At 40.6% G+C, this 21,244-nt stretch carries 19 protein-coding genes; 13 read left to right on the top strand and 6 right to left on the bottom strand.

Annotation, left to right across the window (positions count from 1 at the left end):
- Positions 1 to 63 precede the first annotated feature (63 nt).
- Both ABJE44_RS03315 and ABJE44_RS03310 read left to right on the top strand, forming a co-directional pair.
- Positions 64 to 1,116, top strand: a complete 1,053-nt coding sequence (locus ABJE44_RS03315; protein WP_348109950.1) for an HD domain-containing phosphohydrolase — start codon at positions 64 to 66, stop codon at positions 1,114 to 1,116.
- A 1-nt stretch (position 1,117) separates the two neighbouring features.
- Positions 1,118 to 5,272, top strand: a complete 4,155-nt coding sequence (locus ABJE44_RS03310) for a transporter substrate-binding domain-containing protein (protein ID WP_348109949.1) — start codon at positions 1,118 to 1,120, stop codon at positions 5,270 to 5,272.
- On the opposite strand, the gene ABJE44_RS03305 is transcribed toward ABJE44_RS03310, so the two are convergent.
- Together ABJE44_RS03305 and cyaY are read right to left on the bottom strand one after the other, a co-directional pair.
- Complete coding sequence (locus tag ABJE44_RS03305; protein WP_348109948.1) at positions 5,269 to 5,940, bottom strand: carboxylesterase; 672 nt, start codon at positions 5,938 to 5,940, stop codon at positions 5,269 to 5,271. The genes ABJE44_RS03310 and ABJE44_RS03305 overlap by 4 nt on opposite strands.
- Before the next feature lie 11 nt (positions 5,941 to 5,951).
- On the bottom strand, positions 5,952 to 6,272 hold the full coding sequence (gene cyaY, locus ABJE44_RS03300) for an iron donor protein CyaY (RefSeq protein WP_348109947.1): 321 nt from the start codon (positions 6,270 to 6,272) through the stop codon (positions 5,952 to 5,954).
- A 108-nt stretch (positions 6,273 to 6,380) separates the two neighbouring features.
- Here cyaY and gmk point away from each other — a divergent pair, with 108 nt between their 5' ends.
- From gmk to trmH, 5 genes are all read left to right on the top strand, one after another.
- Positions 6,381 to 7,028, top strand: a complete 648-nt coding sequence (gmk, locus tag ABJE44_RS03295; protein ID WP_348109946.1) for a guanylate kinase — start codon at positions 6,381 to 6,383, stop codon at positions 7,026 to 7,028.
- A 90-nt stretch (positions 7,029 to 7,118) separates the two neighbouring features.
- The gene (rpoZ, locus tag ABJE44_RS03290) at positions 7,119 to 7,391 is read left to right on the top strand and encodes a DNA-directed RNA polymerase subunit omega (RefSeq protein ID WP_348109945.1); all 273 of its coding nucleotides are present in this window, start codon (positions 7,119 to 7,121) and stop codon (positions 7,389 to 7,391) included.
- 214 nt (positions 7,392 to 7,605) lie between these two features.
- Positions 7,606 to 9,738, top strand: coding sequence for a bifunctional GTP diphosphokinase/guanosine-3',5'-bis pyrophosphate 3'-pyrophosphohydrolase (spoT, locus tag ABJE44_RS03285; RefSeq protein ID WP_348109944.1), 2,133 nt, complete (start codon positions 7,606 to 7,608; stop codon positions 9,736 to 9,738).
- A gap of 21 nt (positions 9,739 to 9,759) precedes the next feature.
- A complete protein-coding gene (locus ABJE44_RS03280) occupies positions 9,760 to 10,146 on the top strand; it encodes a RidA family protein (protein WP_348109943.1) in 387 nt (128 codons plus the stop codon).
- 118 nt (positions 10,147 to 10,264) lie between these two features.
- Positions 10,265 to 10,981: a tRNA (guanosine(18)-2'-O)-methyltransferase TrmH gene (gene trmH / locus ABJE44_RS03275; protein ID WP_348109972.1), complete on the top strand. Its 717-nt coding sequence runs from the start codon at positions 10,265 to 10,267 to the stop codon at positions 10,979 to 10,981.
- Here trmH and ABJE44_RS03270 read toward each other — a convergent pair.
- Positions 10,978 to 12,000, bottom strand: a complete 1,023-nt coding sequence (locus tag ABJE44_RS03270; protein ID WP_348109942.1) for a GGDEF domain-containing protein — start codon at positions 11,998 to 12,000, stop codon at positions 10,978 to 10,980. The genes trmH and ABJE44_RS03270 overlap by 4 nt on opposite strands.
- Positions 12,001 to 12,269: 269 nt before the next feature.
- Here ABJE44_RS03270 and recG point away from each other — a divergent pair, with 269 nt between their 5' ends.
- From recG to ABJE44_RS03245, 5 genes are all read left to right on the top strand, one after another.
- Positions 12,270 to 14,345 (top strand): ATP-dependent DNA helicase RecG, encoded by a 2,076-nt coding sequence (recG, locus tag ABJE44_RS03265; RefSeq protein ID WP_348109941.1) that lies wholly within the window; start codon positions 12,270 to 12,272, stop codon positions 14,343 to 14,345.
- Complete coding sequence (locus ABJE44_RS03260; protein WP_348109940.1) at positions 14,338 to 15,135, top strand: class I SAM-dependent methyltransferase; 798 nt, start codon at positions 14,338 to 14,340, stop codon at positions 15,133 to 15,135. The genes recG and ABJE44_RS03260 overlap by 8 nt, the downstream gene beginning before the upstream one ends.
- 121 nt (positions 15,136 to 15,256) lie before the next feature.
- The gene (locus ABJE44_RS03255) at positions 15,257 to 16,105 is read left to right on the top strand and encodes a YHYH protein (RefSeq protein ID WP_348109939.1); all 849 of its coding nucleotides are present in this window, start codon (positions 15,257 to 15,259) and stop codon (positions 16,103 to 16,105) included.
- The gene (locus ABJE44_RS03250) at positions 16,092 to 16,760 is read left to right on the top strand and encodes a toxin-antitoxin system YwqK family antitoxin (protein WP_348109938.1); all 669 of its coding nucleotides are present in this window, start codon (positions 16,092 to 16,094) and stop codon (positions 16,758 to 16,760) included. The genes ABJE44_RS03255 and ABJE44_RS03250 overlap by 14 nt, the downstream gene beginning before the upstream one ends.
- Entirely contained in the window at positions 16,708 to 17,367 is a 660-nt protein-coding gene (locus tag ABJE44_RS03245; protein ID WP_348109937.1) for an SCO family protein, read from the top strand. Before ABJE44_RS03250 ends, ABJE44_RS03245 begins: the two co-directional genes overlap by 53 nt.
- Positions 17,368 to 17,383: 16 nt before the next feature.
- Here the strand turns inward: ABJE44_RS03245 and ABJE44_RS03240 are convergent, their stop codons facing one another.
- The 3 genes from ABJE44_RS03240 to ABJE44_RS03230 form a co-directional block, all read right to left on the bottom strand.
- A complete protein-coding gene (locus tag ABJE44_RS03240; protein ID WP_348109936.1) occupies positions 17,384 to 17,998 on the bottom strand; it encodes a DNA-3-methyladenine glycosylase I in 615 nt (204 codons plus the stop codon).
- A gap of 65 nt (positions 17,999 to 18,063) precedes the next feature.
- Positions 18,064 to 19,221: a sigma-70 family RNA polymerase sigma factor gene (locus ABJE44_RS03235; protein WP_348109935.1), complete on the bottom strand. Its 1,158-nt coding sequence runs from the start codon at positions 19,219 to 19,221 to the stop codon at positions 18,064 to 18,066.
- Entirely contained in the window at positions 19,218 to 20,150 is a 933-nt protein-coding gene (locus ABJE44_RS03230) for an alpha/beta hydrolase (protein ID WP_348109934.1), read from the bottom strand. The genes ABJE44_RS03235 and ABJE44_RS03230 overlap by 4 nt, the downstream gene beginning before the upstream one ends.
- 204 nt (positions 20,151 to 20,354) lie before the next feature.
- Here ABJE44_RS03230 and ABJE44_RS03225 point away from each other — a divergent pair, with 204 nt between their 5' ends.
- Entirely contained in the window at positions 20,355 to 21,236 is an 882-nt protein-coding gene (locus ABJE44_RS03225) for an ABC transporter ATP-binding protein (RefSeq protein WP_348109933.1), read from the top strand.
- Positions 21,237 to 21,244: the final 8 nt, after the last annotated feature.

The following is a 21,244-nucleotide window of genomic DNA, read 5'->3' as shown; positions in this document are numbered from 1 at the left end:
AGTAATGTTGTAAACTGACGGAAAATTGTGCATTAGCTTTATTATAGTGGCAGGGAACTGATTTTGAAGAGCGGTAAAGACGTACATATTCTGATTGTAGACGATGTATCTGAAAATATTCAGGTTGCAATGAATATTCTAAAAGAAGAAAGCTATATGTTTTCTTTTGCTTCGGATGGAGAAGAAGCATTAGAACTCATCAAAAGTAACGCATTTGATCTTATTTTATTAGATATTATGATGCCAAAAATTAATGGTTATGATGTCTGCCTTCAAATCAAGCAATTAGACCATGTAAAAGATACCCCCGTAATATTTTTAACTGCAAAGGCGGACGTAGATGCAATATCTAAAGGCTTTCAAGTAGGTGGTGTCGATTATATTGTTAAGCCATTTCATGCCAATGAGCTCTTAGTTAGGGTCAAAACTCATGTAGAGTTGGCTGTGTCGAAACAAATCTTGAAAGACCGTACCAATGAGGTTGAAGTCAAAGCAAACCTTCAAGCAAAGCGGTTAACTCAGGAAATTGAAGACAACCAATGTGAAATGATTTACATCTTGATGGAAGTTATGGAATCAACCTCAGATGAAACAGGGCAGCACATCAAGCGCGTTGCTGATACCAGCAAGTTATTGGCTAGATATGTTGATTACTTAAGTGAAGAGGAAATCAATAGTATATTTTTAGCTTCTCCCATGCATGACATTGGTAAAATTGCTATTCCTGAAGAAATTTTACATAAACCAGGCAAGCTTACCGAAGCTGAAATGACAATAATGAAAACTCATGCCGAGAAAGGTTATGAGTTATTAAAAAATTCAAAGCGACGCTTAACAACTGCTGCCGCTATTATTGCGCATCAACATCACGAAAAATGGGACGGCAGCGGATATCCAAGAGGGTTGAAAGGTGACGAAATTCACATTTTTGGACGAATTGTAGCTTTAGCAGATGTCTTTGATGCCTTAACTCATAAACGCCAATATAAAAGTGCGTGGACAGTTGATGATGCAGTGGAATATATCAAACAGAATAGCGGTAAACATTTTGATCCTTTTTTAGTCGATATTTTAGTTGATCATTTACCTGAGTTTCTAAAGATCATGAATCAATAATATGGCCCTTCGTTATTGGATTTGTTCGCTTTGTTTCTTAGGGCTTGTTTGGCAACAAGCTCGGGCAGAGTCGGTTAAGCAAGTACCGTTAACGCAAGCAGAGCAAACTTGGATTCAAAACCATCCTGAGGTAATTGTAGGTGGAGGCCCTGATTGGGCTCCATTTGACTTCACTGATGAGCATGGCAATTATCAAGGTATTGCTTGGGATTATTTACAGCTTATCGGTAAGTATACTGGCTTGAATTACCGTGTCATGATTGATGAGTGGCAAGTTAACCTGCATAAAGCGAAAAATAATAAAATACAGATCTTAGCTGCCACGTACAAAACGCCCGAAAGAGAAGAGTTCTTATTTTTCTCTCGCCCTTATTTTGAAGCGTTAGATTATTTTTTTATTCGCAGAGATTTAGAGGCTAGTTCATTGGATGATTTAGATGGTTTGCGCTTAGCTATGCCATCTGGCTTTGCACACAAGCAAGTTATTCAACAGCATTTTCCAAGTATTATTTTGATTGAAGTACCTACTATGACCGCGGCTATAGATGCGGTTTTAGAGAATCAAGCTGATTTACTATTTGATACTTATGGCGCACTTGTGTACATCTTAGAGCGAGAAGGGATTAACACTATAACGCCCTTTAAATCAGCTCGTCATTTAGGTAAAAACCCACTACATATTGCATCAAGTAAAGCTTCTCCTGAACTCGCTAGTATTATTCAAAAAGGCTTGGATGCGATCACGTCTAAACAACATCGTGATATTCAAAACAGCTGGTTTAATCGACTTAACCCGCAGCAATCCGCAGAGTTAGATTTAACAGAGCAACAGAAAATGTGGATTGAAGAACATCCGGTCATTAATGTTGTAGGTGATTATGCATGGGCACCCTTTGAGTTTCAAAATGGACAGCAACAGTATGACGGTTTGAGCTATGACTTATTGAAAGAAATAGGTAAGTTAACTGGATTGCAGTTTTCTTTTAATACAGATGTGTGGGAAAACGCATTAATTAGTGTTAAAGAGAAAGACAATGATTTATTAGCCGCAGTTTTTAAAACACCGAGTCGCTTACCAAATTTATTGTTCTCGTCACCCTATTTTCAGCTCTTAAATTATTTTTTTATTCGTGATGACATTGAAGCTTCGGATTTTGAACAGTTCAACGGTTTAAGATTAGCAATTGTGCGAGATGCTGCCATGGAGAATGAAATTCGCCAACAAATCCCTAACATACGTTTTGTTTATGTTGATTCTCCCATGCAAGCCATCGATTTTATTATAAATAAAAAGGCAGATGTATTATTTGATTCTTATTCTGTGATTGCTTACTTGTTGGATAAGCAAAATATAACTAGTGTTGTTCCCTTTAAATCTCTTCCTAATTTACCTTCTGCGTCTTTACATATAGCAGTTAGAGACGACTACCAACCTTTGGTTGGCATTATTAATCGGGCTTTACTTCAAATAAGAGGGGATAAGTTTAATAGACTCATCGATAAGTGGGGTATTGAACGACATTCAAAAAACAAACCTCGGATAGAGCTGACAAAGTCAGAGCAGGCTTGGCTGCTTGAGCATGATAATCTTGTGTATGTTGCTGATCCTAACTGGATGCCGTTTGAGTCTATCGACGAAAATGGTCAGCACCAAGGTATGTTGCCTGAGTATTATAATATCGTCGCGAAAACACTGAATATTGACTTCACGCAGGTTATGACAAATAGCTGGAAAGAAAGCTCAGCTTTAATGTTATCAAATGACATTAATATCGGTATCGCTGCCCGCACATATCGACCTTACCAACATTTATTATTTACTGACAGTTTCATCCAAAGTCCGTTTGTTATTGTGATGCGAAATGAACATCAATATGTAGATAACGTTGATAATGTGTTGGATCGTAGGATTAGTCTAATAGATGATTATGCAAGTACAGCAGCCTTAATAGAACGGTATCCCAATAATCAGTTTGAATTAATGCAGTCAGCAAAAGCGGGATTAGAGGCCCTATATTTAGGGAAAACCGATGTTTTTATTGGGCCGCTAGCTCAGGTTAACTATTTAATAGCAGAAAATGGCTATACAAGCTTACAAGTGGTTGGGAAAACTGAATACACCTTAGAACTTAGCTTTGTAGTACACCCAAACTTAGCCCCGTTAGTCCCAATATTAAATAAAGTATTGGCAAGTGTGAATACGGTCGAGAAACAGCAAATTTTGGATCGTTGGGGTGATAAAGAGTTTTTAGTTAAAACAGATTACAAGCTTATTCTAGCAGTGGTTGTGGTGGCAATATTGATTATTTCAATAGTGTTTTTTTGGAATCGGCGCTTAAAAAAGGAAGTCTGCCTCAGGGCAATGACTGAGTTATCGTTAAAGCAAAGTGAGCGTAATCTATCTGTAGTTATCAATAATATTCCGGTTATTGTGTATGTGGTAGATGCGACAACAAACATGCTTGTTATGGCTAATGAAAATGCTATTCAATCCCTTGCTTTGCCAACAGATAACATTAGCTCTATTTCTAGTGCTCGCTTTTATCAAGGCAAAAACCAAGATACGTTTGATAAGCAAACTCAAATCACAACGTTAGATGGTCAAACCATTGAGGGGCAGCTATCCATAAATGCGATTCAATACCACAATGAAGATGCTTGGTTACACATTATTGTTAACTTAAATGAAAGAGTCTCTATGGAAAGAGATCTTCAGCAAGCAAAAAACCATGCTGAATCTGCAAATAAAGCAAAGTCAGAATTTTTGGCCAATATGAGCCATGAAATTCGTACCCCAATGAATGCGATTATTGGCTTTACCGAGTTGTTACATGAACAGCTCCAAGATTCTAAACTCAAATCTTTTGTTTCAACGATTAGGTCGGCCGGAAATTCTTTACTACTGCTGATAAATGACATTTTAGATTTGTCAAAGATTGAAGCAGGCAAGCTTAATATCTCTAAAGAGGCGTGTAACCCTCACAATATTTTTGATGAAATCGGTAACGTTTTTACAATGAGTGTACGCACTAAAGGGTTAGATTTTTTGTTGGACATAGACAAAAGGATACCTCATGCCCTATTACTGGACTCAACACGAATTAGGCAAGTGTTGTTTAACCTTGTAGGTAATGCAGTAAAATTTACAGAGTCTGGAAGTGTAACCTTGAGAGTGGCTGCAGAGAACGAAAATGACATTCATAGCAAGTTAGATTTACGGATTGATGTCGAAGACACAGGTATTGGTATTGAGTCTAATATGCTGGAGCATATTTTTGAGAGCTTTCAGCAACACGAGGGGCAAAGTGTTAGGGAGTATGGGGGAACTGGGCTTGGTTTAACCATCAGTAAACGTTTGATAGAGCTTATGGGGGGTAAAATATCTGTTACTAGCCAGCCCAATCAAGGCTCTTGTTTTTCGATCTATTTGAAGTCTGTCGATATTATGGCAGTCGATGAGAGCCCTGCATCAGAAGTAGCGCAAACTGCACCTGCAGATATTGTATTTAATGGTGCTCGAATCTTAGTGGTTGATGATATTGCAGATAACAGAAATTTGTTAATCGAAATTTTCAAGGGTTTAAATATCGAGTGTATGCAAGCTGTTAATGGTCAACAAGCGCTAGATATGAGTCATGAACACCACTTCGACTTGGTTCTTATGGACATTCGCATGCCAGTTATGGATGGATATGAAGCGGCGAATCAGATAAAACTATCGCATCCAGCGCTTCCAGTCGTGGCGTTAACAGCATCAGTCATGCGTGATGATTATGAACGTCAACGAAGAGAAAACTTTATTGGATACTTACGTAAACCCGTTTTAAAACAAGAATTAATAGCGGAACTGCAAAAACATTTAAGTTATAGCTACAGCCCATTAGGGCCAAAACTTGAATGCGAGCTTGGATTTAGTGATGAATTGTTACTTGAGCTGAACAATACATTTTTAGTTAGGTGTGAGCAGCTCAAGCAACGTAATAACTTAAGTGACATCGCTAAATTTGCTAATGAGTTATTAGAAGTGGCCGAAAAATATCAATCTAAGCCTTTAACTGATTTTGCTCTGCAACTTATCGAAGCTACGGATAGCTTCAATATAGTTGAGATAAAATCAGCCCTTATAAAATTTATAAAAATGGTGAGTGGTACTTAGTTTAGTCTTTGCTGTAACCAAATTGATATGTCGTCTATCTCTTGCTTGCAAACACTGTGAGGCATTGCATATTCATGCCACGAAGTGGCATAACCGTTACTTTCTAATACCTTAACTGCACTTTTCCCCATCATAATAGGGACGACTTCATCTTGAGTTCCATGGGCTACAAAAATAGGTGTGGCTTTGTTGGGATCGCTTGCTTCAGCGGCTAATGTATTTGGCTCACTCATATAAGTAGATAACATCATTATGCCTGCTAGAGAGTTTTTATATCGAGTGCCTAAGTGAGCCGCGATTACACCACCTTGTGAAAAACCCGCCAAAACAATCTTACTCGCCGGTATGCCATTACTTATTTCAGCTTCAATGAGGGCTTCAACCTGAGCGGCTGACTCTCTCACGCCTTTGCTATCAGCTCGGTTATTAAAGTCCATGCTTGCTATGTCGTACCAAGCGCGCATGGCCATGCCACCGTTAATGGTGATGGGGCGTGTTGGCGCATGGGGGAAAACAAAGCGAACCGCTAAATCTTCAGGTAGTTTTAACTCTGGAACAATTGGCGCGAAGCCGTTTCCTGAATCCCCTAAGCCATGTAACCAAATGACAGTGGCTGTAGGTGTTTGGGTAGGATTAACTTCTACGTAAGGTAACAATTCTTGACTCATGGTTAAGGCTCTTATGATTTTCTAAGATTGACTGTTGTTTCAGCTTGTTTAGATATGGCTTCATCTAAGAATGACCAAAATTCAACACCGGTGCGTTCATCAATCCACTGATCATTTTGAAAGTTGAAATGGTGGCCATTAAATTTAGTCGCCATCCACAATTGTTGTAATGGCGGTTGCTTATTAATGATAATTTTTGTGCCATTTATAAATGTCATGGTGAGAATACTGCCGGCTGATTCATAATCAATATCCACTTCGCATTCATCTAACATTTCTTCGATGTCGATAAGTAAGTCATCGGTCATTTGATGATATTGGCTGTCGTTCATATTGCTACCTATTGAGACTAATTAAACCTGGACACTCGGCCCTTGATAGAGACTATGCTAACATTGCCAACTAACTGCGACATAACAATTAATAGCTAAAAGATAAAAATGCCTCAAACTCTTGGAAATCTATTTATTCTTGCTGCGCCTTCAGGGGCCGGTAAATCTAGCCTAATCAAAGCCCTATTAGAAAAACATCAAACCACAGGTGTGCATAATAATGCCATGCAGGTATCGGTATCCCATACAACTCGGGCACCTAGGCCTGGTGAAGTTGATGGGGTGCATTATCATTTTGTTGACCATGCTGAGTTCGAAGCCTTAATTGCTGAAAATGCATTCTTTGAATGGGCTGAGGTATTCGGTAACTATTATGGTACCTCTAGAGTCATAATCGAACAGACCCTTGCTAAAGGCATTGATGTGTTTTTAGATATTGATTGGCAAGGCGCTAGGCAAGTCAAAGCACAAATCCCTGATACGGCAACTATCTTTGTCGCGCCACCTTCTAAAGAAGAGTTACAAAGAAGATTAACTCAAAGAGGGCAAGATTCGGCAGAAGTTATCGCTGAGCGAATGACAAAAGCCGTATCAGAGATATCTCATTATCATGAGTTTGATTTTATTGTGGTGAATGATGATTTTGAGGCTGCCTTAAATGAACTAGATGCCATAGTGACCACTAGGCGCTTGCGAAAAGAGAAGCAAATTATTCGCTATCAGAGCTTATTTGATAATTTATTGACGGATAATTAGTCAATACTCGATCAAATAGCTTTAAAACTGTCGCGTTAGCCAGTACACTACGCGACCTTTTTTTATATATTACCATCGACGGAGATCATCATGGCCCGCGTAACAGTTGAAGACGCAGTAGATAAAGTTGGCAACAGATTTGATTTAGTATTAGTGGCTGCTCGTCGTGCTCGCCAAATTGCTATTGAAGGTAAAGAGCCTATGGTAGCACGTGGCACTGATAAGCCTACAGTTGTTGCCTTGCGTGAAATTGAAGAAGGTTTAGTGACTGCTGATACACTAGAAGCAGATACTTTACGTGATCAACAAGCACAAGACCAAGCAGAGTTTGATTCAGTAACTAATATTCTTGCAGAGCAATAAAATTTTTTGATTGTTTGCCAGCCTTAAAATGCAAGGCTGAAAATATTAAAATGTTATTGTTAGGTACTTACCTCATTGTATGTTTCGCGTACAACTTGGGGTAAGTATTTTTAGCTTTTTCAGACATTTCTGATAATTTTAATTATTGCCGTTGGCATCCCCCGAAATTACCCGTATTCTTAGATTATTCATCCATTAATAGAAAGTATTAGCTGTGTATCTCTTTGAGGGTCTTAAACAAAAGCTCGAATCTTATTTGCCGCCCGACAAGGTTGCGGATACTCAACGTGCGTTTGTTGTGGCTAGAGATGCTCATAGTGGCCAGATGCGTTCTAGTGGTGATCCCTACATCACTCATCCGGTTGCGGTTGCTGGTATTTTAGCGGATATGCGTCTTGACCATGAGACTCTCATGGCTGCGTTATTACATGATGTAATCGAAGACACCCATCATAGTAAAGACGACCTCAGTGAGCAGTTCGGCCTGACGGTAGGTGAGTTGGTTGAGGGGGTCAGTAAGTTAGATAAAATTCACTTCAGCAACAAGCTCGAAGCCCAAGCCGAAAATTTCCGAAAAATGATGATGGCTATGGTACAAGATATTCGTGTTATCTTAATCAAGCTAGCTGACCGAACCCACAATATGCGAACACTGGGCTCTTTGCGCCCTGATAAGCGTCGCCGAATTGCCCGTGAAACTCTCGATATTTATGCGCCTATAGCTCACAGGTTGGGTATTCATGCTATTAAAAATGAACTCGAAGACTTAGGCTTTCAAGCCATGTATCCCTTAAGGCATAGAGCATTAATGGGAGCGGTTAAACAGGCTAGAGGCAATCGAAAAGAAATTATTGAAAACACTCGTAAAGAAGTGGAATCTCGCCTAAAAGATTTTGCAATTAATGCCCTTGTGCTAGGCCGCGAGAAACATCTTTATTCTATTTATCGCAAAATGAAAAACAAAGAGTTGATGTTCAATGAAGTCATGGACATTTACGCTTTTAGGGTAGTGGTTGAGTCGGTTGATCATTGCTATCGAGCACTAGGTGCTATGCATGGTTTGTATAAACCCATTGAAGGTCGCTTTAAAGATTACATAGCCATTCCTAGGCTAAATGGCTACCAGTCTTTACATACCTCTTTGATTGGTCCTCATGGTATCCCTGTTGAAATTCAAATTCGCACCGAAAATATGGATCATATGGCCGACAAAGGTGTTGCTGCCCATTGGTTATATAAAGATGATACTGATAACTCTGGTACTACAGCTCAAGTGCGTGCTCACAAATGGATGCAGTCTTTAATTGAATTACAACAAAGTGCCAGTTCGTCTTTTGAATTTATTGAAAATGTTAAGACAGATCTCTTCCCAGAAGAAATTTACGTATTTTCTCCAGACGGTCGGATCATTGAATTGCCTTTAGGGGCCACGGCTGTTGATTTTGCGTATGCGGTGCATTCAGATGTTGGCAATAGCTGTGTTGGGGTCAAGGTTGAAAGGCGACCGTTTTCACTTAGTAAACCGTTAGAGAACGGCCAAACTGTTGAAATCATAACCTCTCCAAGAGCTAAACCCAATGCGAATTGGTTGAACTTTGTCGTTACGGCGAGAGCGCGTTCTAATATTCGCCACTACCTTAAAAATCAGCGCGCAGAAGAAGCCGTGGTGATGGGTAATAGGTTGCTGAGGCATGCATTAGGTAGAATTAAATTAGATGACGTGTCAAAAGAAGACATTGATCGAGTGGTGTTGGAAACCAAGCATAATAACTTTGACGAGTTGTTGGCAGACATTGGCTTAGGTAATGAGCTTAGCGCGATTGTTGCCAGACGTTTGTTAGGAGAAAACACTAACATCGACAAGCAAGGTAATGTTGCCATTCGAGGCACTGAAGGCTTATTAGTTTCTTTCTCTCGCTGTTGTCACCCCATACCTGATGATGAAATTGTTGCCATACTTAGCCCAGGCAGAGGCATGGTGATCCATCAAAATGGTTGCAGCAATATTCGTAAACTGAGTAAAGAAGAGCCTCACCGCGTTCTGATAATGAAATGGGATGAGGATGTTAAAGGTGAATTTCACACTTCATTGCGCGTAGAGTTAGTCAACCATCAAGGTACGTTGGCAACATTAACTAATACAGTCGCCCGTTGTGGTTCTAATATTGTCAGCCTACAAACTGAAGAAAAAGAAAGTAACGTTTATTACATTGATATTGAGTTAATGATTCAGAATCGTCTGCAATTAGCAAATGTGATGCGCAAAATACGTACTATGCCAGAGGTTCAGCGAGTTTCAAGACACAGCCAAGCCAAACTTAACAAACAAAGTATTCACAAATCATAATTTTAAAAAAGGTAAACCATTATGTCTAAGTCGGTTATTCATACAGACAAGGCGCCGCAAGCGATCGGCACATATAGCCAAGCAGTAAAAAGCGGTACTACAGTATATTTATCAGGGCAAATTCCTCTTGTTCCTGAAACTATGGAAGTTATTTCTGAAGACTTCGAAGAACAAGCCCATCAAGTATTTAAGAATATTCAAGCTGTATGCGAAGCGGCGGGTGGCACGGTAAATGATTTAGCTAAAGTGAATATCTTTTTAATCGATCTTTCAAAATTTGCCATGGTTAACGAAATCATGAGTCAATATTTCGCTCAACCATATCCTGCAAGAGCTGCTGTACAAATTAGTGCATTACCTAAAGCCGTGCAAATAGAAATTGATGGCGTAATGGAATTACCTGAATAAACCACTTCAATGCCTGACAAGCAACGCCTACGAGTGAGTTTTTAATCCTACAGGTGTTGCTTTATATGACCTTTAAAATAGTAAAATGTAATCATCCCAAATGACTTCTCATTCTCGTATGTCCCCTGAGCGCTATGCTCGTATTCGGCAGCTTCTCGCTTTGAGGCAACCCAGCCTGACTGTATGTTTAGAACAACTCTATAAACCACATAATGCCTCAGCGATTGTGCGTAGTTGTGATGCAGTGGGTATACATAAAGTGCATGCTGTTTGTTCTCAAGATCCAGACAGTCCACAAAGTGCGTCAGGATTAAAAGAAAGCGCCATGTTAAAAGCGACTGCTATGGGCAGCGAACATTGGGTAGAAACTCAAGTTCATCCAAGTATCGACAGTGCAGTTGATGTTTTAAAGCAGCAGAATATGCAAATCTTGGTGACTAACCTTAGTCCTGCTGCAGTCGATTTTCGGGAGATTGATTACACCAAGCCAACGGCTATTCTTTTAGGTCAAGAAAAACTAGGTGTTAGTGCCCAAGCTAAGTCTCTGGCAGACAAAGAAATTATTATTCCTATGGTGGGTATGGTGCAGTCGTTAAATGTATCTGTTGCCGCGGCATTAATCTTATATGAGGCTCAGCGCCAACGGCAGCTTGCAGGGATGTATGAAAAACCACTACTGGATGAAGAAACCTGCCAACGTACATTATTTGCTGGTGGCTTTCCAAACTTCAAAAACATCTGTGATCGTAAGGGATTAGCTTACCCTTATATTAATACTAAGGGTGGCATAGAAGCAGATGAAACCTGGTGGCAACAATTGCAACATTCTGGTTAATCAAAAACGATACAGTTGCGGCCATTGTGCTTGGCTTGATACAAACGTTCGTCGGCTTTTTTCAATAGAGATTCTAAATTTGTTCCGTCTTTACCATAGGTGGCAAGGCCCGCACTTAAGGTGATATTTATTGTAATATCTCCATTTAAGAAAGGTGACTGGGAGAGCATTTCCCTTATATTTTCTACATGTTGATTGGCTTGGTTTGGCTCGGTACTTGTTATAAATAATGCAAATTCTTCGCCGCCAAATCGAGCTAAAAAATCACTTTCTCTTACATTTTTATTTAAAAAATTAGCTATGTAGCATAATGCCTCATCACCTACATCATGGCCGTATTGGTCATTGATGCTTTTAAAAAAATCAATATCAATTAAGATTAGAGTGAAATCTATTTTATGCCGTTTGGCTAAAGAAGAAATGTGCTGAAAGCTTGTATCTAGCTTCATGCGATTAGGCAAGCCGGTGAGTTGATCAGTACCTGCTAATTCGATAAGACGATTTTCATTTTTGTCTCTATTTAGTTCATATACGTGCGCAATGATCATTACTAGCAAAGCACTTAAGGTTATGTTTATTGAGATTGCAGCATTTAGTGAGAAGGAATGACTACTGTCTATAAATCTCAAATGATACGCAATAATGCCTAAAAATATAAAGATTAATGACACCCAAAACCCTAGTCTGCGACCTAATAATAGATAAGCCAAGAGCGGAATCGTTAATACCCATACAAAGATTGCATCAGAAGTCGCGGGTAAAGATAGAGCAAACATCATCACTATAAAAAATGGGATTATGTACCATAAAATCCAACGAGATAAATGTGGAGTTTTAGGAATGATGAACCATAAAAAAATAGAAAATAGGCTGTAGGCGAGTTCTAAAGCAGCTAAAAAATATAAGCCTCTAATGAAGTTGAGAGTACAAAATAGTAAGCCGCCCGTGAAGGTAAATAAGGCCAATGCACGCATAATATCTCGTCGATATTTGGTGTTTTGTACTAAAGCGTTATTCATTCAATCCCTATTTGGTCGCTGTCTGTACATAAAATTGCTCACTTTAAATGGGCTAAGCAATTTTAGATTAGCAAGTATTTGCTACAGAGTAATCTTTAATTTCTAGTTTTATTTGCTGTGATTTTAATAAGGTCGCTAACTAGCGAGGGTATTACTTGCGAATTTGCGGCATTTCTTTGATGATTGGCGGCTTAATTGATGAATGAGGTTTGTTGGTTGTTTTGTATTATTAGTATAATGACTTTTAATCAAAGGTTTATGGACAGGCAATGTTAGGGCTAGCGCAAAAGCCAATCACAGAGCTAAAAGGTGTGGGCAGCAAAGCGGCTGAAAAACTCACGAAACTGTCGATCGTTTCGGTTCAAGATTTACTTTTTCACTTGCCTCATCGATACGAAGATCGCACCCGCATTTATCCCATTAGTGATTTACAACCGCATTTGCATACCAGTATTCAAGGTGAGGTGATGTCGTGCGATATTCAGTTTGGCCGCAAACGCATGCTGGTGGTACGAATAAGTGATGGCACGGGCACAGTCACTTTACGATTTTTTCATTTTTCAGCTGCACAAAAAAACAACCTGCAAATAGGCTCAACTATTCGCTGCTTTGGTGAAGTTAAAGCCGGTAAATTTGGCTTAGAAATAATGCACCCTGAATATAAGTCTATTGATCTTGATAAGCCAGACTCCATGCAAGAGTCACTGACTCCAGTATACCCCGCCACCGAAGGTATTAAGCAGCTAACCTTGCGAAATTTGACTGACCAAGCTTTAAAGCTTTTGGATAAAGGTGGCTTAGCTGAGTTGTTGCCTGAAGGTCTATATCAACACCAAGTTAGCTTGATAGAAGCTTTGCACTTGGTGCACAGGCCATCACCAGATGTCACCTTAAGCTTGTTAGAAGAGGGCAAACACCCTGCGCAACAACGTTTGGTGGTTGAAGAATTGCTTGCTCACCATTTGAGTGTATTAAAAGTGCGCCAGCAAAGTCGGCAACAAGCAAGCTATCCCATTCACCCTGCGGCAAGTCTACTTAATCAATTTTTGGGTAACCTACCCTTTAAGCCCACTAACGCACAATTGAAAGTTACTACAGATATACAAGAGGACATGCAGCAAAATCAACCTATGATGCGCTTAGTGCAGGGTGATGTAGGCTCTGGTAAAACCTTAGTTGCAGCATTGGCGGCGTTATCTGCGATTGCTGCTGGATATCAAGTGGGGCTGATGGCGCCTACCGAATTATTAGCTGAGCAACATGCCAGTAATTTTAGACAATGGTTTGAACCTTTAGGTATCGAAATAGGGTGGTTAGCTGGTAAGTTAAAAGGCAAAGCTAGAGAAAAAGTACTCTCGCAACTTGCCAATAACGAAATCAAAATGTTGGTAGGCACCCATGCTATTTTTCAAGACACGGTACAGTTTTCGTCACTTGCTTTAGTGATTGTGGATGAGCAGCATAGGTTTGGCGTAGGGCAGCGCTTAGCATTACGTAAAAAAGGCGAGTCTCAAGGCGCATTTCCCCATCAGTTGATTATGACGGCTACGCCTATTCCTAGAACATTAGCCATGACCGCCTATGCCGATTTAGATACCTCGGTCATAGATGAGTTACCACCAGGGCGTACACCTGTGAAAACCGTAGTCTTGCCAGACTCTCGCCGTGATGAGGTCATTAACCGAGTGCGCGATGTCAGTGTTGAGCAAGGGCGGCAAACCTACTGGGTATGTACCCTAATAGATGAGTCAGAATTTCTGCAAAGCCAAGCCGCTGAAGATACTGCCATTTTGTTACGAACTGCGTTACCTGAACTCAAAGTTGGCTTAGTGCATGGGCGCTTAAAGTCTGACGAAAAACAAACAATTATGGACGAGTTCAAAGCAGGGGACTTAGATTTACTGGTGGCTACCACAGTTATTGAAGTGGGCGTAGATGTACCCAACGCAAGCTTAATGATTATTGAAAACCCAGAGCGTTTAGGGCTTGCACAATTGCATCAGTTACGTGGCAGGGTAGGTCGAGGGTCTGTTGAAAGTCACTGCGTACTGATGTACCAAAGCCCTTTGTCAAAAACTGCCAATAAACGTTTGGCTGTGTTAAGAGAGTCTAACGACGGTTTTTATATCGCGCAGCAAGATTTAGAAATACGCGGCCCTGGGGAGTTATTAGGGACTAAACAAACAGGTCTGGCTGATTTGAAAATTGCAGACTTAATTCGAGACGCTGAGCTTATTCCACAAGTCCAAAACATTGCGGATCATTTGTGGCAACAATACCCATCAAACGCCCAAGCTATTATTAACCGCTGGTTAGGCAACAAAGAGCACTTTGGTCATGCATAACCTCCAAACAGAACACAGTGTACCTGTTACCGTACCTATTGATGCATGTGAGGCCTTAGTTGCCCAAGCTCAAGAAACTGCTAAAACATGGCGGCTAGAGTTTAAAGCCGCTGCAGAACAAGGTTTGGCACTGTTTCAACAATCGACCCACCTTGAGCTAAGACAACTTGATGAGCCTAAAGTCGGCGCGGTAATCGTAGATTTTGCCTCTAATGCCGCCACTCATAGACGCAAACATGGAGGTGGTAGAGGTGAAGCAGTCGCCAAAGCCATTGGTTTAAAAGGTCAGAAAATATGGCGTGTATTAGATGCTACGGCGGGTCTTGGGCGCGATGCCTTTGTATTAGCTAGCCTTGGATGTAGGGTCGATATGATTGAACGCTCACCAATAGTGGCGGCACTGTTGCAAGACGGTTTAAATCGAGCAGCTACTGACTCAGAGTTGAGTACTTGGCTACCTAAAAAAATGCAATTACACCATGGGGTAGCCACAGAGTTATTAGCTAATTGGCAAGGCATTCATCCAGATGTAGTGTATTTAGATCCTATGTTTCCCCATCGTAAAAAAAGTGCAGCAGTTAAAAAGGAAATGCGCTTATTTCAGCAATTATTAGGGCCAGATGAAGATGCCGATTTACTGCTAGCGCCAGCGTTGGCTCTGGCTAAAAAGCGGGTTGTTGTAAAACGCCCGGCAGGGGCGCCTTATTTAGCCAATAAAAAACCAGATGTTGAAATGGCAGGCAAAGCTAATCGTTTTGATATCTACCTAATTCATACCACTTCAGAGTAATCTGTCATGTAAGCTTGTTAGTGAGTTCGTTCCTCAGTATTTGCACAATGTACTCCCTCATATACTGATACATTGGCTGACTTATCCTGGCAATAAAGCATTCTCAGAACGGGGGAGATTAATGGCAAATTCTAAATATTATTTCTTTTTAATCGGTAACATTTTTTTATTACTGATCATGGTCGGCTGCGGAGGAAGTTCAGCAGACAACCAAGGAGTAGACCTTGTATTTAACGATGATGACGCCACCGGAACCGCCACAACAGAATGTGACGCTCCTGTAACTGAGCTTTCAAGTGCGTTTCTTGAATTTGTTGCCGCACCAAATGTCACTGTTATTTTGTCTGAAGATGGTTGCACGGTTTCTTTAGAATCTGCGGGTAAACCCGACCATACTTCTTCATATTGGGACGCTGGCAATGCCAGTGGTTTGTACGTTGAAGCAGAAGACCCAGACTTGTTTGACCAACAAAGATCCCCTGGAGATATCGAAGATTATATCAATGATTTTGACCTAACTGTATCAGTGGCCCCTGAATTAGCAGCAACCTCTTCGGCTACACCACTGGGTGCTATTGGTATCGCCATAAGCGGGGCACCCATATTTAATGATTCAGAAGGTAATGGCGATGTGTCTCTTGGGGTTATCCAAGGGTTTGACCGCAATGGAGCTCACACTGGACCACAAACTTACCATTATCATTTAGAGCCCAAAGCGATTTCTTATGATGATGATTCTTTAGTGGGCATAATGGCAGATGGGTTCTTTATTTATGGGCGCAGAAGTTACGAGACAGGTGAATACCCAACTGATCTAGATGAGTCAAATGGTCATGTGGGGCTAACGCTACATTCTGAGACTACAGACGGCGAATATCACTATCATATTTCTAATGAGCAATATTTAAATGGCGATTACTATTTGATTTTCCCAGGTAATTTCCAGGGCACACCGAGTGATATTAACTAGAACGCCAAACCTTAATGGCGGTGTTTTATTTAACATTCGGGTTAATAAACGCCATGGGGTAACTGCCGTATTTTTGTTGTTGGTTGCTTTAGTTTTAATACTGACGGGCCCTGAGGGCTTGTTTAATAGAGCTTTAATTGTAGACAAGTCAGAGGTTAGTCTAAACAAACAAGGCCTGAGGATGTACCTAAAGCGTCCTTTTACAGGGGAAATGGTCAGTTACTATCAAAACCGCAAAATAGCCAGTTCTGACCAGTTTATAAAAGGTCGACGAGAGGGGCACGCTAAAAAATGGTTTGATAATGGCGTATTGGGTTACGAATCATTCTATAAAGCTGGAAAGCGAGAAGGCATCACTTGCAGCTGGTGGGTTAATGGTAAGCCACGTTCAGAATTTTTTTATATTTCAGGCAAGCCAGAAGGTGAGGCTTGGCGCTGGTATAAAAGTGGCGCAAAGTTCAAACGATTTAATTACAAAAAAGGTAAACCTGTTGGTTTGCAGCAAGCTTGGCGAGAAAACGGCAAGTTGTCTTCTAATTTTGAATATAGAAATGGGCGTACATATGGGCTTAAAAAAGCGAATAGCTGTGTTGGGTTGGAAAATGAAGTTATCACACCTAGTTATTATCAATCTCAAGCAAATAATAATATTTAGCGGTTTGGTGTTAGGTGCTGTAAGTTTGCATGCCGCAGAGTCACTGCCTTACTATGATAGCCAAGATTTCTCGCCCCGCTGGTTAGAAGCCAACAGCTCAGAACTTGAAGACTTTCATCGAATCCCGGCGTTTAGTTTTACCGATCAAGATGGAAATACAGTTACTGAACAAACCTTTAAAAACAAAGTGTATGTAGCGGGATTTTTCTTTAGTACCTGCCCAGGAATTTGCCCTAAAATTCGCTCTAAGCTAGCTAAAGTGCAAGAAACTTATCTAGATACGGCCAATGTGAAAATATTGCAGCACTCTATTCGCCCCACTTCCGACACTATTGACTTACTAAAAGATTATGCCGATGAACATGATATAAAAAGTGGCCATTGGTATTTAGTGACGGGTGAGAAAGAGAGTATTTATTCTTTAGCTAAAAGTGCCTATTTTGCCAGTGAAGATTTAGGAAACATTCAAAATACTAACGACTTTTTACATACCGAAAGTATTTTATTGATTGATAAAAATCGCCATATTCGCGGCATTTATAATGGCTTGAATAGTGCGTCGATGGATTACCTCATTTCGGATATAAACACGCTGTTATCTCAGTAAGATTATATTGCTAATACTATAGAGCTGTAGGTCGTATAAATTCTTCACGAAGTTTTTTCGATTTAGCATGGCTTATACAAGTCAGGGCGTGGTCATTCACCATGCCCATGGCCTGCATTAAGGCGTACATAGTGGTGGGGCCAACAAACTTCCAGCCACGCTTTTTAAGATCCTTTGATAAAGCAATGGACTCGTCGCAGGTCGCCAATACCTCTGGCTCTATTGATTCATCTCGTTTAGGTTCATATTGCCAAAAATAGGCAGCTAAAGAGCCAAATTCTTTGATTATCTGTTGGGCTTTTTTAGCATTATTGATAGTAGCGTTTATTTTACCGCGGTGGCGAATAATGCCTGCATCTAATACTAACCGCTCTGCATCTTGCTCAGTGAATTGAGCTACTTGGTTAAAGTCAAAATTAGCGAATGCGGCCCTGAAGTTTTCTCGCTTGTTTAAAATCGTTAACCAGCTAAGTCCTGACTGAAAACCCTCTAAGCAAACTTTTTCAAATAGGCGTTGATCATCAACGACAGGATAGCCCCATTCATTGTCGTGGTAATCTAGGTATTGTTGAGTTGCCGCGCACCATTTACAGCGCACCTTGTTATCTGTAGCCGTGAAAGTTTCAATCATATTTATCTCGTTTATTTTTTTGTGACTAGCCTACAGTGGCGAATAGCATATGCAAACACCCTTATTTAAAAGGATAATCTGCCACTAGACACCAAGCCATAAATTAACCCAGAGAAACCTGACAATAACCCCAAATATTTCCCCCAAAAACCACATAAGGCTTGAAACTTTTGATGGGATATTTCTTTGGTATCTATACTAGGCTCCGCTAGTGTTTGTTGTGCTATTAATGTCTGCATTTTGTTACTGTGAAATAAGATACCCGCTGCAAAAATGCTAAATGCCGAGACAGGTCCCCACCAACCTGTTGTAAATTCATACCCTATAGTAAGTAAAACCGCGCTAAAGATAATCCAAATGGTTATGTTGCGCCTATAACTTAAAATTTGCTGTTTAGCCTCATCACTTGTGGCTTTCTTTAATAGCGGCTTAGTACTCAAACGAATCGCAATAATCGCAAAAAAAGCACCTATCATAGAGCCACCCAAAAGTAGCCCGATTTTTTGTAGCACCCCAGTTTTTGAACTGGCACTTACCGAGCTAATAGTTGCTGCCGCCACTGGGCTACTGGTTGTAATGGCTCCTAAAATTAAGCCACTTAACCCAGCAGCAGGAGCGGTACTCAGTAGTAAGCGCCCATACTTGCCCATTATTTGTTTTTGCAGTAATTGCCTAACACGAGACAGTTTTTTACGCACATTCGCTTCACTCAACTCTAAAAGCCTAGCCACTTGCTGGCTAGATTGTTCTTCACGGTAGTAAAGCAACACTAGTTCGCGGCTTTCATCGGGTAGCTTGTCTATAAAGTTCTGTATTATCAGGTTGGATTGGGTGCGCTGTATATTGTCATCTATGGCTAATTTGGGATCACAAAATTGCGCGAGTATTTGGTCGGCTTCTTCACCCTCAATTTTTTGACGTACCTTATTATCGCGAAGAAAATTAAGAGCTTTGTAGCGGGTCATTTGCCTTAACCAAGGTAAAAAGCTGTCGCCATTTTTTAGTTCTGTAATATTTTGCCATGCACCTATGTAAACTTGTTGGGTAACGTCTTCGCTATTATCTAAATCTTTCACTATGGATAATGCAATGCTAGATACAAGGTTTTGAGTGTGCTTAATTAAACGAGAGAAAGCTTGTTGATCGCCACCTTGCGCAAGGCTTACGTCATGATTTAAATCTTGTTGTTTGTTATCTAAAGCTGGGCTAATAGTGGCATTCATAGTTGCGCCCCTAAAAATTGAATAACTTGTTGGTTAAGCCATAGTGGATCATCAAACATAATAAAATGCCGAGCCTGAGTATTCATCGTCAATTGAGCATGTGGTAAATGACTTAACTGTTGTTTGTACAAGGTTTCTACCATGGTTTTTTGTGAGTCGGAGTCAAACCCTCCCGATGCCCCTAACAATAAAACAGGTGAGCTGATGTTGGCAATATCTTGGCGTAAGTCATGACTCATTAAACTGTGAATCGCATAGCCTGAGGTAGTGGGGTCAGAGGTTTCTATCATAGCCATTACCTTAGCTTTTGCTGCATCTGTGCTGGCTTGTACTGACAGGCTATAACGAGACTGTTCGATAAGCTGTTGCTGCGACATATTCGAATACATTTGTTTAATTTGCTGGGCTTGAGCCGCTAGGCTTTGCACTGTGGTGTCGTTGCTGCGAGTGAATATTGGGCCAATAAAAGGTAGGCCATCTACCGAAATCACCGGGCCTATTCCATTAGGCGAACTTGATGCCAACCACAAGCCCATAAACCCGCCTAAGCTATGGCCAATTATGATAGGTTTATGGAGTCTACGCTGGTGGATATAAGATAAAAGTTGGGTTTTAAGCTCTGTAATAGAGGGCTCAGTAACCGCGGGTGTTGCTGCAAAACCTGCCACGCTAATCTTATGTAGTTCATAGTGTGTGGACAGAGAGCTGGCTAATGAATCCCAAATGCGGCTGTCAGACATTAAACCCGGAATTAAAATAATAGGTCGCCCAGCGCCTGAAACTTCAACTCTAAATTGATTATGAGACGCAGTTTGCTCGCCAGCGAAAGCTTTTGAATTCACCGCTATTTGAAAAATAACAGTGGCTATAAACACAGCCACAAATCTTAGTAAAACCCCTGCCTTTTTAGCTTTAGTCATTTTAAACATTGTGTGTTCCTTTTAAGAATGTAATCAACATCTCTAAGGCACGGCGAGTTTAAAAACTGTGACATTTAATTGTAGGTTTTTTTGCATAACATGACATTTGTCATATTGAATTGATGACACTTGCCTCTGCCTAGCTGCTCTTGCTTGATTCATAGTGTACCCATCATTTACAGCGACTTAATTACAGTAAAACGGAGTGCACACATGGCCCAACAAAATATGATTGCCTTTGCTAAAGGGTTAACCAAAGCTTTCAAAGGTAAACCTGCTTTGTCGAATGTAGACCTTGAGATCAGCTCGGGTCAGGTGCTTGCCATACTTGGCGCGAACGGGGCAGGTAAGACAACCTTAATTAATATTCTATTGGGACGTCTTAATCATGACTCGGGTGATGTCAGTTTGTTTAATGCTAAAGCGGGTTCTTTAGAAGCTAAGCGTTTAACTGGCGCTATGTTGCAAGTGGCTAATTTACCCGAAACCTTAAAAATTAAAGAACATATTCGCCTGTTTCAAAGTTATTACCCTAACCCTATGCCCTATGAAAAAGTACTTGCTTACGCAGGCTTAGAAAAGATGCAAAACAGGTATTCTAAAAAGCTATCTGGTGGTGAAAAACAGCGCTTACTGTTTGCGTTAAGTATTTGTGGTAACCCTAAATTGTTATTTTTAGATGAGCCAAGTGTAGGGATGGATATCGAGTCTAGGCAAAGCATGTGGCAGGCCATTCGTGACCTTAAAAGCACAGGAACCTCTATTGTCCTTACCACCCATTATTTACAAGAAGCCGACAGCCTAGCAGATGAAATTTTATTGTTAAAAGATGGCAAGGTCGTGAAAAGAGGTAGCAGCGAAGCAATAAAAGCCAGTGTTAATCATACCACCATACGTTTTTGTACAGATTTAGACGCCGCCGCCTTTGATGGGTTTGATGGTGTAGTGAGCTGCGCTAAAAGCGGTAAATATATTGAAGTTCAAACCAGTAATGCCAGCCAATGCTTGCAAGGGATACTCGCCGCATACCCTAACTTAGAAGACGTCACGGTAGAGCGCGCAGGCCTAGAAGAAGCCTTTAAACAACTTAGCTAATAATTGAA

This window comes from Paraglaciecola sp., assembly GCF_039942875.1.
Classification (GTDB): Bacteria; Pseudomonadota; Gammaproteobacteria; order Enterobacterales; family Alteromonadaceae; genus Paraglaciecola.
Note: the sequence above shows the minus strand (reverse complement) of the source record. Positions and strands in the feature narration are given on the sequence as shown.

What these genes read in the sequence shown, in the direction of transcription:
- gmk (WP_348109946.1), top strand. Translation starts at nt 6,381, where the DNA reads ATGCCTCAAACTCTTGGAAATCTATTTATTCTTGCTGCGCCTTCAGGG.
- rpoZ (WP_348109945.1), top strand. Translation starts at nt 7,119, where the DNA reads ATGGCCCGCGTAACAGTTGAAGACGCAGTAGATAAAGTTGGCAACAGA.
- ABJE44_RS03270 (WP_348109942.1), bottom strand. Translation starts at nt 12,000, where the DNA reads ATGAATAACGCTTTAGTACAAAACACCAAATATCGACGAGATATTATG.
- ABJE44_RS03255 (WP_348109939.1), top strand. Translation starts at nt 15,257, where the DNA reads ATGGCAAATTCTAAATATTATTTCTTTTTAATCGGTAACATTTTTTTA.
- ABJE44_RS03235 (WP_348109935.1), bottom strand. Translation starts at nt 19,221, where the DNA reads ATGAATGCCACTATTAGCCCAGCTTTAGATAACAAACAACAAGATTTA.
- cyaY (WP_348109947.1), bottom strand. Translation starts at nt 6,272, where the DNA reads ATGAACGACAGCCAATATCATCAAATGACCGATGACTTACTTATCGAC.
- trmH (WP_348109972.1), top strand. Translation starts at nt 10,265, where the DNA reads ATGTCCCCTGAGCGCTATGCTCGTATTCGGCAGCTTCTCGCTTTGAGG.
- ABJE44_RS03225 (WP_348109933.1), top strand. Translation starts at nt 20,355, where the DNA reads ATGGCCCAACAAAATATGATTGCCTTTGCTAAAGGGTTAACCAAAGCT.
- ABJE44_RS03280 (WP_348109943.1), top strand. Translation starts at nt 9,760, where the DNA reads ATGTCTAAGTCGGTTATTCATACAGACAAGGCGCCGCAAGCGATCGGC.
- ABJE44_RS03240 (WP_348109936.1), bottom strand. Translation starts at nt 17,998, where the DNA reads ATGATTGAAACTTTCACGGCTACAGATAACAAGGTGCGCTGTAAATGG.
- ABJE44_RS03230 (WP_348109934.1), bottom strand. Translation starts at nt 20,150, where the DNA reads ATGTTTAAAATGACTAAAGCTAAAAAGGCAGGGGTTTTACTAAGATTT.
- ABJE44_RS03245 (WP_348109937.1), top strand. Translation starts at nt 16,708, where the DNA reads ATGAAGTTATCACACCTAGTTATTATCAATCTCAAGCAAATAATAATA.
- ABJE44_RS03305 (WP_348109948.1), bottom strand. Translation starts at nt 5,940, where the DNA reads ATGAGTCAAGAATTGTTACCTTACGTAGAAGTTAATCCTACCCAAACA.
- recG (WP_348109941.1), top strand. Translation starts at nt 12,270, where the DNA reads ATGTTAGGGCTAGCGCAAAAGCCAATCACAGAGCTAAAAGGTGTGGGC.
- ABJE44_RS03260 (WP_348109940.1), top strand. Translation starts at nt 14,338, where the DNA reads ATGCATAACCTCCAAACAGAACACAGTGTACCTGTTACCGTACCTATT.
- ABJE44_RS03310 (WP_348109949.1), top strand. Translation starts at nt 1,118, where the DNA reads ATGGCCCTTCGTTATTGGATTTGTTCGCTTTGTTTCTTAGGGCTTGTT.